16 protein-coding genes are annotated in these 15,179 nt (G+C 69.7%); 11 read left to right on the top strand and 5 right to left on the bottom strand.

Annotated features, from left to right (window positions below; all coding sequences use genetic code 11):
- The first annotated feature begins 3 nt into the window (after positions 1-3).
- From AAFN86_RS15140 to AAFN86_RS15125, 4 genes are all read left to right on the top strand, one after another.
- A complete protein-coding gene (locus tag AAFN86_RS15140; protein ID WP_347544188.1) occupies positions 4-267 on the top strand; it encodes a hypothetical protein in 264 nt (87 codons plus the stop codon).
- Entirely contained in the window at positions 264-590 is a 327-nt protein-coding gene (locus AAFN86_RS15135; protein WP_347544187.1) for a DUF1488 family protein, read from the top strand. Before AAFN86_RS15140 ends, AAFN86_RS15135 begins: the two co-directional genes overlap by 4 nt.
- A gap of 318 nt (positions 591-908) precedes the next feature.
- Entirely contained in the window at positions 909-1,751 is an 843-nt protein-coding gene (gene panC, locus AAFN86_RS15130; RefSeq protein ID WP_347544186.1) for a pantoate--beta-alanine ligase, read from the top strand.
- A gap of 95 nt (positions 1,752-1,846) precedes the next feature.
- Entirely contained in the window at positions 1,847-2,395 is a 549-nt protein-coding gene (locus tag AAFN86_RS15125) for a TIGR00645 family protein (RefSeq protein ID WP_347544185.1), read from the top strand.
- A gap of 193 nt (positions 2,396-2,588) precedes the next feature.
- Here AAFN86_RS15125 and AAFN86_RS15120 read toward each other — a convergent pair whose 3' ends face one another.
- From AAFN86_RS15120 to AAFN86_RS15110, 3 genes are read right to left on the bottom strand one after another with little or no spacing between them, the layout of a single operon-like run.
- Positions 2,589-3,476: a DMT family transporter gene (locus AAFN86_RS15120; RefSeq protein ID WP_347544184.1), complete on the bottom strand. Its 888-nt coding sequence runs from the start codon at positions 3,474-3,476 to the stop codon at positions 2,589-2,591.
- On the bottom strand, positions 3,473-4,132 hold the full coding sequence (locus tag AAFN86_RS15115; RefSeq protein ID WP_347544183.1) for a hypothetical protein: 660 nt from the start codon (positions 4,130-4,132) through the stop codon (positions 3,473-3,475). Before AAFN86_RS15115 ends, AAFN86_RS15120 begins: the two co-directional genes overlap by 4 nt.
- Positions 4,129-4,917, bottom strand: a complete 789-nt coding sequence (locus tag AAFN86_RS15110; RefSeq protein WP_347544182.1) for an aldolase — start codon at positions 4,915-4,917, stop codon at positions 4,129-4,131. The genes AAFN86_RS15115 and AAFN86_RS15110 overlap by 4 nt, the downstream gene beginning before the upstream one ends.
- 67 nt (positions 4,918-4,984) lie before the next feature.
- Here AAFN86_RS15110 and AAFN86_RS15105 point away from each other — a divergent pair, with 67 nt between their 5' ends.
- The 3 genes from AAFN86_RS15105 to AAFN86_RS15095 all read left to right on the top strand — a co-directional run bounded on the left by AAFN86_RS15105 (position 4,985) and on the right by AAFN86_RS15095 (position 7,559).
- On the top strand, positions 4,985-5,404 hold the full coding sequence (locus AAFN86_RS15105) for a VOC family protein (protein WP_347544181.1): 420 nt from the start codon (positions 4,985-4,987) through the stop codon (positions 5,402-5,404).
- A gap of 105 nt (positions 5,405-5,509) precedes the next feature.
- Positions 5,510-6,268, top strand: coding sequence for a substrate-binding domain-containing protein (locus AAFN86_RS15100; RefSeq protein ID WP_347544180.1), 759 nt, complete (start codon positions 5,510-5,512; stop codon positions 6,266-6,268).
- A gap of 70 nt (positions 6,269-6,338) precedes the next feature.
- On the top strand, positions 6,339-7,559 hold the full coding sequence (locus AAFN86_RS15095; protein ID WP_347544179.1) for an ABC transporter substrate-binding protein: 1,221 nt from the start codon (positions 6,339-6,341) through the stop codon (positions 7,557-7,559).
- Between the two features lie 202 nt (positions 7,560-7,761).
- Here AAFN86_RS15095 and AAFN86_RS15090 read toward each other — a convergent pair whose 3' ends face one another.
- Positions 7,762-8,217, bottom strand: coding sequence for a septal ring lytic transglycosylase RlpA family protein (locus AAFN86_RS15090; RefSeq protein ID WP_347544178.1), 456 nt, complete (start codon positions 8,215-8,217; stop codon positions 7,762-7,764).
- A 592-nt stretch (positions 8,218-8,809) separates the two neighbouring features.
- Here AAFN86_RS15090 and AAFN86_RS15085 point away from each other — a divergent pair.
- Positions 8,810-10,054 carry a Zn-dependent hydrolase gene (locus AAFN86_RS15085; protein WP_347544177.1) on the top strand — a complete coding sequence of 415 codons (1,245 nt, stop codon included), beginning with the start codon at positions 8,810-8,812 and terminating at the stop codon, positions 10,052-10,054.
- 89 nt (positions 10,055-10,143) lie between these two features.
- A complete protein-coding gene (locus AAFN86_RS15080) occupies positions 10,144-10,953 on the top strand; it encodes a M15 family metallopeptidase (protein WP_347544176.1) in 810 nt (269 codons plus the stop codon).
- 300 nt (positions 10,954-11,253) lie between these two features.
- On the opposite strand, the gene AAFN86_RS15075 is transcribed toward AAFN86_RS15080, so the two are convergent.
- Positions 11,254-12,087, bottom strand: coding sequence for a DUF2272 domain-containing protein (locus tag AAFN86_RS15075; protein WP_347544175.1), 834 nt, complete (start codon positions 12,085-12,087; stop codon positions 11,254-11,256).
- Positions 12,088-12,269: 182 nt separating this feature from the next.
- On the opposite strand from AAFN86_RS15075, the gene AAFN86_RS15070 reads away from it, so the two are divergent.
- The gene (locus AAFN86_RS15070) at positions 12,270-13,754 is read left to right on the top strand and encodes a 6-hydroxynicotinate reductase (RefSeq protein ID WP_347544174.1); all 1,485 of its coding nucleotides are present in this window, start codon (positions 12,270-12,272) and stop codon (positions 13,752-13,754) included.
- A 563-nt stretch (positions 13,755-14,317) separates the two neighbouring features.
- A complete protein-coding gene (locus AAFN86_RS15065; protein WP_347544173.1) occupies positions 14,318-15,163 on the top strand; it encodes a UPF0280 family protein in 846 nt (281 codons plus the stop codon).
- Positions 15,164-15,179: the final 16 nt, after the last annotated feature.

Genomic DNA, 15,179 nt, shown 5'->3' with positions numbered 1-15,179 from the left:
ACGATGGAATCACGCACGACGACCGAGGTGGTGGAATTCCAACACCCGTTCCGGCTTTCCACCCGTTCCGGCCCGCTGCCCGCGGGACGCTACCGGGTCGAGACGGAGGAGGAGATGCTGACCGGCCTGTCCTTTCCCGCCTGGCGGCGAACCAGCATGACGATCGCGCCGCACGGCCTCGCCTCCGGGCGGTTGGTGCAGGCGTTGACGATCACGCCGGCGGAACTCGCGACAGCGCTGGCCGTCGATGGCCGGGTGCCGTCATGACCGCCACCGAAGCGCTGCAGGCGCCACGCTGGGACGGCCAGCGGCTGATCTTCGAACTGAACATGGATGATGGCATCGCGGTTCGCTGCGCCATCTCCCGGCTTGCCCTGCTTGGCGTTACCGGGGGCGGGCCGTTCAAGACCACGGACCTGATGGCGCGCTTCGCTGCCGCCCGTCCGCGCATCGAGGCCGCCGCTTATGCCAAGCTGCGGGAGCGTTCGAGCCCGCCGCTCGGCATCCTGCATATCTGGGAGGACGACATCCTCGATCCGTCCCCCGGTGCCTCGCCCCGCGCGATGGAAGCGTCCATCCGTCGCGGATGAGATTTCGATGATCGGCATCTGGCGGGATCGGCTTTCGCGCACCCACGCTCGCGCCAGCCGATCCAGGCCGTTGTTTTCACGGGCATCTTCACGCGCCTGACTGATACCAACGGCCGAATTCTTCGACCGTTGGTATGCATATTTTCATGCCCTCAGACGCCGGGCGCAAACCTCCAGTTTACTTGGCGTCGTGCCATAGGCACGCCTCCGGCATGACGCCGGACTACCGTCGGGCCGCATTCGCGGCCTCGGCACGAGTCAACGCCTCGTGCCGTTGGTTTGATTACAGCCTGGCGCGATCTGCTCTAGAACGCCCGGATGCTGATCTGCCGCGACCTCCCTTCCCTTCGCGCCGCCACCGCCGCCCTGCGCGCGGACGGCAAACGTCTCGCCCTGGTGCCCACCATGGGGGCGCTGCATGACGGGCATCTCGCGCTGGTCGGCGCGGGGCGCCAGGCCACCGACGCGGTCGCGACCTCCATCTTCGTCAATCCGTTGCAGTTCAGTCCGAACGAGGATCTCTCGCGCTATCCGCGCGACGAGGAAGGCGACCTCGCCAAGCTGCGCGGCGCGGGCTGCGACCTCGTGTGGATGCCGCCGGTCGAAGCGATGTACCCCCCCGGAAGCGCCACGGTGATCGAGGTCGCCGGCCCGTCCGCGGGGTGGGAGGGCGATGCCCGCCCGGGCCATTTCCGCGGCGTGGCGACGGTCTGCTGCAAGCTTTTCCTGCAAAGCGAGGCCCAGATCGCCGTCTTCGGCGAGAAGGATTGGCAGCAATTGCAGGTGGTCACGCGTATGGCCGCCGACCTCGACATCCCCATCCGCATCCTGCCGGTCGCGACTGTGCGGGAGGGTGACGGGCTGGCCATGTCATCGCGCAACCGCTTCCTGTCGCCGCAGGACCGTGCGACGGCGCCGGTGCTGCTGCGCGTGATGACACGGGCCGCGACGGCGATCGCCGAGGGCGGCGTGGTCGCGACCGCGCTGGAGGAGGGGCTGGAGACGCTGCGCGTCCACGGCTTCGCGCCCGACTACCTGGCCTTGGTCGAGGCCGAAACGCTGAAGCCCCTGGCCGCGCGGCGCCCGGAAGGCCCGATGCGGCTGGTGGCGGCGGCCCGGCTCGGCGCGGTGCGCCTGCTGGACAACATCGCCGTGGGCTGATGCGAGGGGGCTGCGTCGGCGCGCGCAATCCATGCTATGCGCCCGCGCCGCCTGTCGCAGGGCGCCGGGAACCCCATCAGGAGACGACAGACCTCATGCAGCGTGAGACCCCTGCTGCGGCGACTGTGCCGCTGACCCCCATCGCCCAGTTGATCTTCGGGTCGCGCTGGCTGCAATTCCCGCTCTATCTCGGGCTGATCGTCGCGCAGGCGGTCTACGTATTCCTGTTCGTCAAGGAATTGTGGCACCTGGTGAGCCATGCCGGCGATTTCACCGAGCAGCAGATCATGCTGGTCGTGCTGGGGCTGATCGACGTGGTGATGATCTCGAACCTGCTGGTGATGGTCATCGTCGGCGGCTACGAGACCTTCGTGTCGCGGCTGCGCCTGCAGGGCCACCCGGACCAGCCGGAATGGCTGAGCCATGTGAATGCCGGCATCCTCAAGGTGAAGCTGGCGATGGCGATCATCGGCATCTCCTCGATCCACCTGCTGCGCACCTTCATCGAGGCGAGCCGGATCGGCCAGCCGAATGCCACGGTCACGTCGGAATCGGTGATGTGGCAGACCATCATCCACATGGCCTTCATCCTGTCGGCCATCGGCATCGCGTACGTCGACAGGATGACCCAGGCAAAGCACTGATCGCGGCACCGCCGCGCCCGGCATCAGGGTGTTCCAACCGCGTTGCGCGGCAACGGGGTTGGAGCCGGTTCGCCGGCCTTGCCGTCGCGCCAAGCGCTGTCGAGCCAGCGCGGTGGCCGCAACGGCTGAGGTGGCACCGCGCGCTGCCGGCCCGATGCCCCGCATCGAACCGCAAAAGCCACGGCGAGATCCGTTATCCACGCAAAGCCAGGCCAACCCCCGACAGCGTCAGCCCCATCGCCGTCGCCTCCCGCCAGCCGAAGGGTTCGCCGAGGAAGAACGCAGCACTCGCCACGCCCACCATCGGCGTGATCAACGTCCCCAGCGATGCCAGCGAGGCCGGCAGGCGCCGCAGCGCCGCGAACCAGGACAGGTAGCACAGCCCCAGCGCGAAGACGCCGCCATAGGCCAGCAAGGCCCAGTCCAGCATCGACAGCCGGGCGATGTCCGGATGGTCAAAGGCCGCCGCCAGCAGCCCCAGCGGCAGGATGCCGAGCCCCACCTGCCACACGGTCGCGCAGGTCGGCGGAAGGCCGAGCGGCCAGCGCTTGGTGACCACCGTGCCGAGCGAGAACAGAATCGCCGAGCCCAGCCCGAAGGCGACGCCCGGCGCCTTTTCCAACCCCACCGCGACGCCGCGGCCGAGCACCAGCAGCGCGAGGCCCGACAGCGCCAGCAGCAGCCCGGCGATGCGCGCCGGCCCAGGCTTTTCGCCCAGGATCGCCCAGGCCATCAGCGCCGCCCAGACCGGCATGGTGTAGCAGACGATCGTCGCCTCCGCCGCCGACAGCCACAGCAGCGAGAAGGAGGCGAGCCCCATCCAGGCCGTGACGTTGAGCAGCGACGTCAGCACCAGCCGCGGCCACAGCGACCACGGCACCGCCAGGCTTTCCCGCCGGGCCATCGTCACCGCGAGCAGCACCGCCAGGCCGACCACGCCGGCCGAGGCGCGCGTCGTCAGCACCGGCCATTCGGCCAGCAGCAGCTTCATCGCCGGCCAGTTGAGGCCCCAGCCGATCGTTGTCACTAGGAGAAGGGCCAGCCCGGTCCCGTCCGGCCGCGGCGTGCGGGTCGGCGTCAAAACCGGTAGCGCGCTCCGACGCTCAGGAAATCGGCGCCGTTGGTCGACCCGTTGATCGCCCCGAAGGCGCCGGACCGGTGATGCAGCCGGAACAGCACCTCGAGCTCCGGCAATTCCGGCGCCGCGAAGGTCAGTTCCAGCGAGAAATAGTTCAGCCAGTTCGCCGAGCGTCCATCCTTCGCCACTTCCGAAGGCGAGAGGTCCGCCACATAGGACGGCCCGATCGGATAGACCGCGAAACTGGTGCGCAGGTACCGGTTCCAGGGGAAATAGGTCCAGCGGAGGCCGAGCGCCGCATAGCCCTCGAAGCTGTTGTTGTCGCCGAAGCGGCGGCCGGCGCCGGCTTCCACCTCGATGTCGAGGTGGCGGAACACCGTGGTGATGCGCCGGTTGTAGGACAGGGTGAGGAGATAGATGTTCTCCGTCCTGGTGTCCCACGGGCTGGTGACGATGTCCGAGAAGACGTCGGAAGAATAGAGCCCGGCAAAGACCGCGATGCCGTTCGGCCGCTCATCGGCCTGGCGCGAGGCGGGCGCCGGTGCGGCGGGGGGCGGGCTCCCCGCGGCGACGGCCGCCGGGGCATCCTGGGCCGCCGCCGGCCAAGCCATGGCGATGCCGAGCAGCGCCGGAAGATAGCGCAGCGCGTGCCGGGTCAATGCATGAAATCCGGTTCCTCGCGCGACAGGATCCGCTTGATGCTGTCCAGGTGGAGCCGTGCGCTTTCGCGGTCGCCTTCGCGCATCTGGGCATAGGTGCGGGCCGCCATCTCCGGCGGCACCGGCTTCAGGGCGCGGCCGGTCGCCATCGCCATGCGCTGCACCTCGGCGGCGCGCTCCAGATAGTACAAATCGTCCCAGGCCTCGGCGACCGAGGCGCCTACCACCATCACGCCGTGGTTCTTCATGAAGACGATGTCGGCATCGCCGATGGATGCGGCGATACGGTCGCCTTCCGTCTCATCGAGCGCGAGGCCGGCATAGTCCTCATCGATCAGGGTACGGCCATAGAATTTCAGCGCCGTCTGCCCGGCCCAGACCAGCGGCGGCCCTTCCAGCATGGCGAGCGCCGTCGCATTCGGCATGTGGGTGTGGAAGGCGGCCTTCGCACGCGGCTTGTTCAGGTGCACGCGGGCATGGATAAAGAAGGCGGTGGCTTCCGGCACGCCATCGCCCGCCACGACATTGCCGTTGAAGTCGCAGACCAGCAGGCGCGACGCGGTGATCTCGCTGAACGCCCAGCCATAGGGATTCACCAGGAACAGGTCGTCACGCCCCGGCACGACGAAGGAAAAGTGGTTGCAGATGCCCTCATGCATGCCGAGCCGCGCGGCCATGCGGAAGCAGGCGGCCAGGTCGACCCGCGCCTGGCGCACCGCATCGGCGTCGAGTTCGGCATTGCGCAGGATGGCGGGGGCAGCGGGCGCGCCCAGGGCATGGGCCATGGCAAGGTCGTCTCCGGTGTGTCGCGCGGAGGTTCCCCCAGCGGCGCTGCGGGAGCAAGATGGCCCCATGGCCGCACCCCCGATCGCCGGCGTGCTGGAAACCGCGATCTATGTCGCCGACCTCGCGCGATCGCGGGAATTCTACGAGAGCGTGCTCGGGCTGACGCCGATGTTCGGCGACGCGCGGCTGGCGGCCTATGCGGTGGGTCGGTCGGTGCTGCTGGTCTTCCTGCGCGGCGCCTCCGACCAGCCGATGCCCCTGCCGGGCGGCACCATCCCGCCGCATGACGGGGCCGGGCGGATCCATTTCGCGCTGTCGATCGCCGCGGCGGATCTGGACGCCTGGGCGGCCTGGCTCGGTGAGCGCGGCGTGGCGGAGGAAGGGCGGACACGGTGGCCGCGCGGCGGCACCAGCCTGTATTTCCGCGACCCGGATGGGCATCTGGCCGAACTCGCCACGCCCGGCATCTGGCCCAACGAGCGCTGATTGACCCGCCGCAACGCCCATCGCGGCGGGTGAGGGCGGCGCCGGACGGTCGCGCCCCACCTGGCGCTTCGTTCGGTGCATGCTTCGTCCAAACGGAGGACGCTCATGCAACGCCGCCTGCTGCTTGCCGCCCTGGCCTGCCCCGCCATCGCCCATGCGCAAGCCTCCGCGCCACTGCGCGTGCTGGGTACCGGGGCGGTCGCCGCCTCCGCCCGTGACGTGGCGCGCGACATTACCGCCCGCACCGGCCGCGCCATCGCCTTCGACAACGCCAATGCCGGGGTCGCCGCAAGCCGGCTGCGCGATGGCGAGCCGATCGACCTGATGCTCAACAGCGCGACCCAGGTCGCGCGCCTGGCCGCGGACGGGTTGCTCGACGGCACGACGGTGCGGGAACTGGGCCGCATGCTGATCGGCGTGGCGGTGCGCGACGGTGCGCCGAAGCCCGACATCACGACCGAGGCGGCATTGCGCGCGGCGATCCTCGCCGCCCCGATGATCGCCCATTCGGACCCGTCCACCGGGGCGACCGCTGGCACCCATGCGGCGCGGCTGATCGGACGGCTGGACCTGGCCGAGACGATGCGGGCGCGCACGCTGGTGTTCCCCGGCGGCGGTACCGCGGTCCAGGCGGTCGCCGATGGGCGTGCCGGCCTGGCGATCTCCCAGATCAGCGAGATCATCGCCGTGCCCGGCGCGGTTCTGGTTGGCCCGCTGCCGGATTCCGCGCAGTTGGTCACCGCCTATGTCGGTGCGGTCGCGACCCGGGCGGCGGACCGAGGCGGCGCGCTCGCCTTCCTGGCCGCGCTGACTGCACCGGAAGGTCAGGCCCGCTTTCGCGCCGCCGGTTTTGCGACCGGGTAACGCCCCACTGGCCGCGGCCTGCGCCCATGGCATGATGCGCGGCAAGAACCATTGGGTGAGGAACCGTTCCATGAACCGCAGGCATCTCCTGGCCGGCGTGACGGCGCTGCCGCTCGTGGCCATTCGCCCGGCCACGGGCCGTGCGCAGTCCGGCATCTCCGACGGCGTGGTGAAGCTCGGCGTGCTCGATGACATGTCGGGCGTCTTCGCCGACCAGCAGGGCATGGGCGACGTCGTCTCCGCCCGCATGGCGGTCGAGGATTTCGGTGGCCGGGTGAATGGCATGCCCATCGAGGTGGTGTTCGGCGACCTGCAGAACCGCCCCGATGTCGGCCTGTCGATCGCCCGCCGCTGGTACGACCAGGAACGCGTCGATGCCATCTTTGGCCTGGGCAACTCGGCGGTGGCACTCGCCGTGCAGAACCTCGCGCGGGAGAAGCAGAAGATCGATGTGGTCGTCGCCGCCGGAACCACCGACCTGACCGGCAAGGATTGCTCGCCCTTCGGCGTGCACTGGACCTACGACAACTATGCCCTGGCGCGCGGCACCGTCGGCGCGGTGATGGGCGGTGGTGGGCGGAAGTGGTTCTTCATCACCTCCGACTACGCCTTCGGCCATTCGCTGGAAGCCAATGCGACGGCCGTCATCCGCGGGCTGGGCGGGGAGGTGGCCGGCACCGCCCGCGCACCGCTCGGGGAGACGGATTATTCGTCGCATCTGGTGCGTGCGGCGCAGTCGGGCGCGAATGTCGTGGGCATCGCCGCGGCCGGGACCGACTTCATCAACATCGTCAAGCAGATGGGCGAATTCGGCCTGACGCGCCGCGGCATGCAGCCCGCCGCGTTGCTGTGCCTGCTGACCAATGTGAAGGCGATCGGGCTCGACACCGCGCAGGGCATGGTCTTCACCGAGGCGTATTACTGGGACCAGAACGATCGGACGCGCGCCTTCTCCGAGCGGTTCTCGCGCATCCATGGCCGCCCGCCGACGATGTTCCAGGCCAGCATGTGGGGCGCGGTCACGCACTACCTCAAGGCGGTGCAGGCGGCGGGCACGGATGCCGCGGCGCCCGTGATGGCGAAGATGCGCGAGACGCCGATCAACGATTTCATGACGACGAACGGATCGATCCGCGCCGATGGCCGCGTCATCCGCGACATGTATCTGATGCGCGCCAAGCAGCCATCCCAGGCGCGCGGGGAATGGGACCTGCTGGACGTGGTGCAGACCATTCCGGGCAACGAGGCATTTCGCCCGCTGTCCGAAGGCGGCTGTCCACTGGTGCGGTGACGGCCCGCCGGGCGCGGGCCATTCGCCCGCGCCCACCCTGCGAGGGCGTCATGCCGGCGGCATGAGGTTCCCACTCATGCCGACGCCACGAATGCGATGCGCCGGTAGTCCGGCGAAGCCAAGCAGACCGGCGGTTGGCGCCAGGCGTCTCAGGGCCAGGACATGCCGACCACCAAGGGTCACGATGCGTGGCCGTTGGTGTTTATTCCGGCGCTTCCGCCAGCTCGACGGGCACGATCTGGACCCGGGCGACGCCGCTGCGGATCATGTCGAGATTCTGCGCGATGCGCGGGCTGAGGTCGGCGATGCGCCCGCGGGTCCAGGGGCCGCGATCCTGCACGGTGCCGGTGGTCGTCAGGCCATTCTGCAGGTTGGTCACCCGCACGACCGTGCCGAAGGGCAGGGTGCGGTGGGCGATGGTGTCCGAGGACGGGTCGAAGCGCCCGCCGCTCGCCATCCGCCGGCCGGTGAAGTGGCGGGCGTAGTAGGAGGCGGAACCGACCTGGGGATCGCCGATCGCCCGGCCGACCTCGGCGGTTCGCGTCGGCTCGGTGGCCTGGGCAACGCCCTCGGCCGACTGCGCGCAGCCCATGGTCAGCGCCGACAACCCGATCACCGCACAGCCGGCTGCCGCGCGCATCGCGGTGGTCCGGATCATCCTGCGCCGCGGGCCGGTCGTGACGCGGGGGGGCGCGTCGCGGCCGTCACAGGGTTGGGAAGCGTGGCTTGGGAACCCCATGGGGGAATCTCCTTGGTGGTCCTGGCTGCACGAGCCGTTGGGGGGATGCGCCCGGCGACGCACGCGAGAGTCTCCAGCAGGCAAAATGTGACCCATATGACAGACAGCGTGATGGCTGCCGCCATGCCATGCAACAATTCCTGGCGGCTGGCAACAGTCCTGCCTCGCCGGGGTGCTTGTCGGGACTCATCACCGCTCGCGCCGACTGACCCTCGTCCGATTTATTCGTTAAGTATTGCGCAATCGCTTCTATTATGACTTCACCTGATCGAAATTGAATTCATTCGTTAATATATTGTATTCGTTCGTGAGCGGCCGAGGGTGGAATCATGCCCGCGGAACGGTCCGCGATGGCATCCTCCGACCCTGCACGGACCCATGCCTGCGACAGTATTTCCGCCCCCGCCACTGCCCCGTCGCGGGATCATCCGGTCGCGCGCGCGACTTGTTCGCGCTGCCGCCGTCCAGTAATCCCGCGCCTTGGCCAGTGGGCAAAGAGCGAGGCGGCATCATGAGTGGCACCAACCAGCGCATCGACGGCAAGCGGCTCTGGGACAGCCTGATGGCCATGGCCGAGATCGGCGCCACGCCCAAGGGCGGCGTGAAGCGGCTGACCCTGTCCGATGTCGACAAGGCCGGCCGCGACCGTTTCAAGGGCTGGTGCGAGGCGCTGGGCCTCACCGTGCGCGTGGACGCCATCGGCAACATGTTTGCCCGGCGCGCCGGGCGTGACCCGCAGCGCCTGCCGGTGCTGCTCGGCAGCCATCTCGACAGCCAACCCACGGGCGGCAAGTTCGACGGCGCGCTGGGCGTGATCGCAGGGCTCGAGGTGATGCGCTCGCTCAACGACCTCAACATCGCCACCGACGCGCCGATCGAACTGGTGAACTGGACCGATGAGGAAGGCTCGCGCTTCGGCCATTCGCTGATGGGTTCCGGCACCTGGGCGGGCATCTACTCGCTCGACAAGACCTACGGCCTGAAGGACGTGGACGGCGTGTCGGTCTCCGAGGCGCTCGACACCATCGGCTACAAGGGCGAGCACGCGGCGAAGCCCTTCCCCGCCGATGCCTATTTCGAACTGCATATCGAACAGGGCCCGATCCTCGAGCGCGAGGGCAAGCAGGTCGGCATCGTCACCGGCGCGCAGGCGCAGGTCTGGTACGACGCGGTGATCATCGGCCAGGACAGCCACGCCGGCACGACGCCACCCTCGGCGCGCAAGGATGCGCTGGTCGCGGCCGCCCGCGTGATCACCCTGGTGGACCAACTGATGCGCGCGCGCGGTGAGGACGGCCGCGGCACGGTCGGCTTCCTGCAGATCGCGCAGCCCTCGCGCAACGTCGTGCCCGGCGAGGTGCGCTTCAGCGTCGAGTTCCGCCACCCCGACGACGCGCAGATCACCACCCTGGCCGAAACCTTCCCGGCCGAGGCTGCGCGGCTGGTCGCCGAGACCGGGTGCCGGCTCGACCTGACCGAATTGTTCCGCATCCCCGCGCAGCCCTTCGACCCGTCCTGCGTCGACCTGGTGCGCCAGGCGACGCAGCGGCTCGGCTTCTCCTCGCGGGAGATCATCTCGGGTGCGGGACATGACGCGGTCTATGTCGCGCGCTCGGTGCCGACGGCGATGATCTTCACCCCCTGCAAGGACGGCCTGTCGCACAACGAAGCCGAGAGCATCATGCCGGAGGAAGCCGAGGCCGGCTGCCAGGTGCTGTTCGAAGCGGTGGTCGCCCGCGCGAACCGCACCATCTGACGGGCGCGCGGGCCAGCGGCCGCAGCGTGACGCATATGCCGTCCTTGGCGCGGCCGCGGGGTGTCAGTCCGTCGCGCGGAGGATCACGCATGGCTGGTCTTGAGAGGCGCCTGGTCCTGCTCGCCATGCCCGCGCTTGCCGCATGCAGCGGCGCCGGTGCGCGCGACAACGCCGCCGAGGAATTGGGCGGGGGTGGGTTGTCCTCGGCGCGCGCCGCGCGCCTGGTCGCCAGCTATCCGGACCATCTCGCCCGCATCGAAGGCGATACGCTGGTCTGGACGGACGGCACGCGCATGCCGATCGGTGCAGCCCAGCCCGCGCGCCCTTTCGAGGAAATGCTGCGGTCCGCGAGCATCGCCGACCAGCTTCGGCAGGCCTACGCGCCGGGCCCCCTGCTGGCGCCGCCGCCGCGCGACCACAGCCCAGGGCGCCTGCGCAACGCCGGCTTCTTCGCGAAGATGTATGGCGATTGCCGGCAGGGCACGGTCACGCCGCAATTGCGCCCCGTCACCTGGATGCCGCGCACCAGGCCGCAGGCCTTGCCGATCACCACCGTCAACGACGTCGCCACGCGGCTCGAACGGGTGATCGGCACGCTCGATGCGATGCCCGATCGTCTCAAGGCGTATCTCGTGCCGGCGGCGGGGTCCTACAATTGCCGCGCCGTGGCCGATACCGGCCAGCCCAGCATGCACGGCACCGGGGCGGCGATCGACATCGCGGTCCGCCAATCGGACTACTGGGTCTGGGCACGGTCGCGCGGCGAGGCAGTCTACCGAAACCGCATCGCGCTCGAGATCGTCGAGGCCTTCGAGGCCGAACGCTTCATCTGGGGCGGCAAGTGGTACCATTTCGACACGATGCATTTCGAGTACCGGCCGGAGCTGTTCGGTGGGTGACGGGCATGGGGAACCGGGAGGGGCCTTGCCCCTCCCGGACCCTCCCCACCAAAGGCTTAAGGCCTTTGGAAATCTCGATTTGGCGCTGGGCAGCTGGGTTCGCCGTCACCGGGAAGACCCGTCGGGCACGAGAAGGATTTCGGGCACCGACCCTGACCGCCATGCCCTGCACCAGGAGATGGTTTCCAAAGGGCCACTGCCCTTTGGTGGGGTGGTCTGGAGGGGTGAAACCCCTCCATCCTTCGGCCTATCCCAGCGCCAACGCGGCGGAAGCCCTCCACTCGCCACCAACGGCGGTCCTCACTGCCGCCCGCCCTCCTCCCGCGCCACCAGCAACAGGACAAAGCTCGGCCGTCCCGGGGGTGCGGGCAGCACCCGGCCGGTTGCGTCGCTCGGAAACTGCCGCAGCGCCACCGTGCCCCGCACGTTGCCGCCGATCGCCTCGATCACGCCGGGGCGCGTGCGCACCACCACGTCGCAATGCATCGGCCGCGGTCGTCCCGTCTCGGCGAGGCGCCTGGTCCAATGGTCAAGCGGAACATAGGCACGGTCGGCACACAGCAGGTCGCCCGGCACCGGCGCCTGCTCCTCGGGCGCATGGGGGCTGAAGGCGGCGTGCTCCGGGTCGGTGATCGCCCGCCGCAGCACCGCGTCGATGTAGCGCGCATGCCGTGAGGAGGATGGCAGGTCGCTCTCCGGCACGCCGGCGCGCCGCGCCACGGTGGAGATGAAGGCGGCCGACCAGGCGGGATAGTCGTACAGGCTGATGTCTTCCGGGGGGCGCGGCGCATTGGGCCGCGGGCTGTCCGTGCCGTCATCGCCCGGCATCTCCGCGGTGATGCGATCGGCCATGGCGGTCACGCCGGACCGCAGGCCGAGCAGGCGGGTAGCCACGCGCCCTCCGCCGGGGATCGTGCCCCAATAGTCGAGCAGCCGCGCGAAGCGCTCCGGCGTGGCGGCGGAATCGGCAGGCGGTTCATCGGGCCAGCCGATGATGACGATGCGGCCCCAGGCTTCCCATTCGGCAATCGCCGCGCGCGCGAGCGGCGATGCCGGCAGCGCTTCGGCCGGCGGCCGTCGCCCGCTGCAGGCAGACACGGCAAGAAGCACCACGACGAGGCATATCGTACGCATGGAAGCACTCAATCCTGGACCCGGACCGTCGCGGCATTGTCCAGCAATTCCGTGCGCGCACCAGCCGCTCTCGCCTCGTGTAAGGCCGCAGCACCGCGGAATGCGCGATGGCCACTCCCACTCATCCGCCAGTCCGGTAAAACAATCGGCGTGGGGAGGATTTCTCCGCCGGAGGCCCCGTCATGACATTCCGTGCCGCGCGCAGCGACAAGTTCGGCGCCCAGGAAGGCGAGGGCATCATCCGCTGCGACGCCTGCCCGGTGCTGTGCCGCATCCGCCCCGGCCGGGCCGGCGCCTGCGCACGCTATGCCAACCAGGATGGCGTGCTGGTGCGCACCGACCCGGCGCTGACGCTCGCCCAGGCGATCGAGGGCAACCGCCCGGTCGTCGCCTTCGCCAAGGGCGAATGGGATGGCGAGATGCTCGACCCCTCGCGCGCCTTCGTCACCGGCGTCGGCGCCGGCACCACCTATCCCGACTACAAGCCCGCGCCCTTCATCGTGGGGTCCGTGCATGATGGCGTGGATACCGTGACCGTGGTGACCGAGGGGATGTTCAGCTACTGCGGCGTGAAGGTGAAGATCGACACCGACCGCCATCTCGGGCCCGAAGCCGCCCCCGTGCGGGTGAATGGCGAACAGGTCGGGCACGTCACTACGGCGGAATACGGATCGCAGATGCTGTCGATCGGCGGCGTGCGGCATTTGACCGGCGGGTCGAAGAAGGAAGGCGTCGTCACCTGCGAGACGCTGCTGAAGCTGTGCGATGCCGAGCCGGTCGAGATGACGATCGACGGCGGGCACGGCGTCATCGTCCAGGCGGGCGCGGCGCCCATCGTCGACGGCACGCCGGAACGGCGCATGCGCGTGGGTTGCGGCAGCGCGACCGTGGGCATCTTCGCCCAGCAATGGCTCGGCCATGTGGATGAGGTGATCGTAGTGGACGACCACATCACCGGCGTGTTGACCGAACACCAAGCCGGGAAGGTCCTGAACATGCGCGCGGCGGGCATCCGCGTGCGTGGCCGTCGTTCCACGCCAGGACGTTATTTCCAGGTGGCGCAGCCGGGGCTTGGCTGGGGCGGCACCGACATCACCGATCCGCTCGCCATCATCGAGAAGATCGACCCTAAGCTCGCCTGGCCCGGCCTGCGCCTGCTGCTGACCAGCACGACCGGCGAGGACGCGCTGTTCTGCGTGCTGGATGACACGCTGACCCCGGTACCGGCGGAAATGCCGCCCGCCGTGCGGATCGTGGTGGACCGCATCGGGGAGAATTGCGAGCCATCCCTGTGCAGCGTGGTGTTCCTCGCCGGCGCCGGCGGGTCGCTGCGGGCCGGGGTGACGCAGAACCCCGTGCTGCTGACGCAATCCGTCGCGAGCGGGCAAACCCGCGTCACCATGGGCGGCGCACCGGTCTATCTGTGGCCGGGGGGCGGGATCACCGTGATGGCGGATGTGCTGCGCATGCCGAAGCTGTCCTTCGGGCACGTGCCGACGCCGGCCATCGTCGCGCCGATCGAATTCACCCTGCCGCGGGCGCTCTACGAACGCCTCGGCGGGCATATGGAGGAGATCGTGCCGGTGGAGGAGGTGCTGCGCGGGCTCGGGGCGGATCTGCGGGTGGAGACCTGGCATCCGGCGAACCCCTGGCCGTTCGGGCGGTGAGTGCGGGACGCAGCGGAGGGGCGCCGCCCCTCCAGACCACCCCTCCAGGGGCCAGCGGGCCCCTGGACCGCGGAAACCTGGTTCCGGATGCCGGAGGGCGGTGCGGGGCTTGGCGGTGTTGGGGCATCGGCTGGCATGCGATGGACCGGCCGAAGCACGCGGTACCCGGTATCGGTTTCCGAAGGCCTGGGGTCTTTCGTGGGATGGGATGGAGGGGCAGCGCCCCATTGGCGCGAAGTTCGGGCGTCGTGGCGCCTCGGAGAGGGGCTTTGCCCCTCTCCGAACCGCACCCCACCAAAGGCTTAAGGCCTTTGGAAACCTCAACTTTCGCACTGAACGCCGTAGGTCGGTGTGAGGGCCGTGGTGCCATCCCCGGCACCCCTCCGGCCCCGCGCTGTCCCCCATGCAAAGCGCCAAAATCCCGCGGTCCAGGAGCCCGTTGGCTCCTGGCGGGGTGGTTTGGAGGGGCAGCGCCCCTCCAACCTTCGCGCTCATGGCGCGGCGCCCCTCCGGTCTTCGGGCACGAGGGGCGAGCAACCCCCAACGCCGCGGCCTGACCCGCGATGGACGCACCGATCGTCCAGCGCCTGACCGGCGACCGCCTGCACCTCTCCCACGGCCCCATCGATGTCGTACTGCGCGCCTGGGGCGCGCCGGAGGCCGTGCAGGCCGCCGCGGCCGCCGCCGTTGCCCTGTTCCCGACCATTCTCCCTGGCCTGGTCGCGGAGTTGCCGGCGCTGCGCCGCCCGATGGCCGAGGCACCGCAGGTCGCGCATCCGGTCGCGCGGCGCATGCTGGCGGCCTGCGCGCCCTTTGCGCCCAGCTTCATCACCCCCATGGCCGCCGTGGCCGGTGCCGTGGCCGATGCGTTGCTGGCGGCCATGCGCGCCGCGGCACCGTTGGCGCAGGCCTATGTGAATGATGGCGGCGACATCGCAATCCATGTCGCGCCCGGCGAATCCCTCGCCATCGGGCTGGCTGCCGATCCGCGCCATTTGGCGCTGGATGGTGCGCTGCGGGTCACCGCCGGGTCTGGGATCGGTGGTGTCGCCACCTCGGGACGGCATGGCCGTTCCTTTTCGCTCGGCATCGCCGACGCGGTGACGGTGCTGGCGCGCGATGCTGCCACCGCCGATGCCGCGGCGACGCTGATCGCCAATGAGGTCGATTTTGATAGCCCGGCGGTGCGTAGAATGCCGGCGTCAGACCTGGACCCGGATAGCGACCTCGGCGACCGGCTGGTGACGGTCGATGTCGGCACGCTGTCGGATGGAGAGATCGCGCGCGCTCTGGACGCCGGGCTGGCGCGGGCGGAGGCCTTTCGCGCCGCGGGGCACGTCCTGGGCGCGGCGCTGCGCCTGGGTGGGGTCGTGCGCGCCACCGGGCTTGCTCTGCTGCCGGCACCCTGAACGCAGAAAGGGCGCC

The sequence above is a fragment of the Roseomonas sp. CAU 1739 genome (assembly GCF_039839775.1).
Lineage (GTDB): Bacteria > Pseudomonadota > Alphaproteobacteria > Acetobacterales > Acetobacteraceae > Neoroseomonas.
The sequence above is the reverse complement of the archived record's forward strand: the minus strand, read 5'-3'. Positions and strand labels throughout refer to the sequence as shown.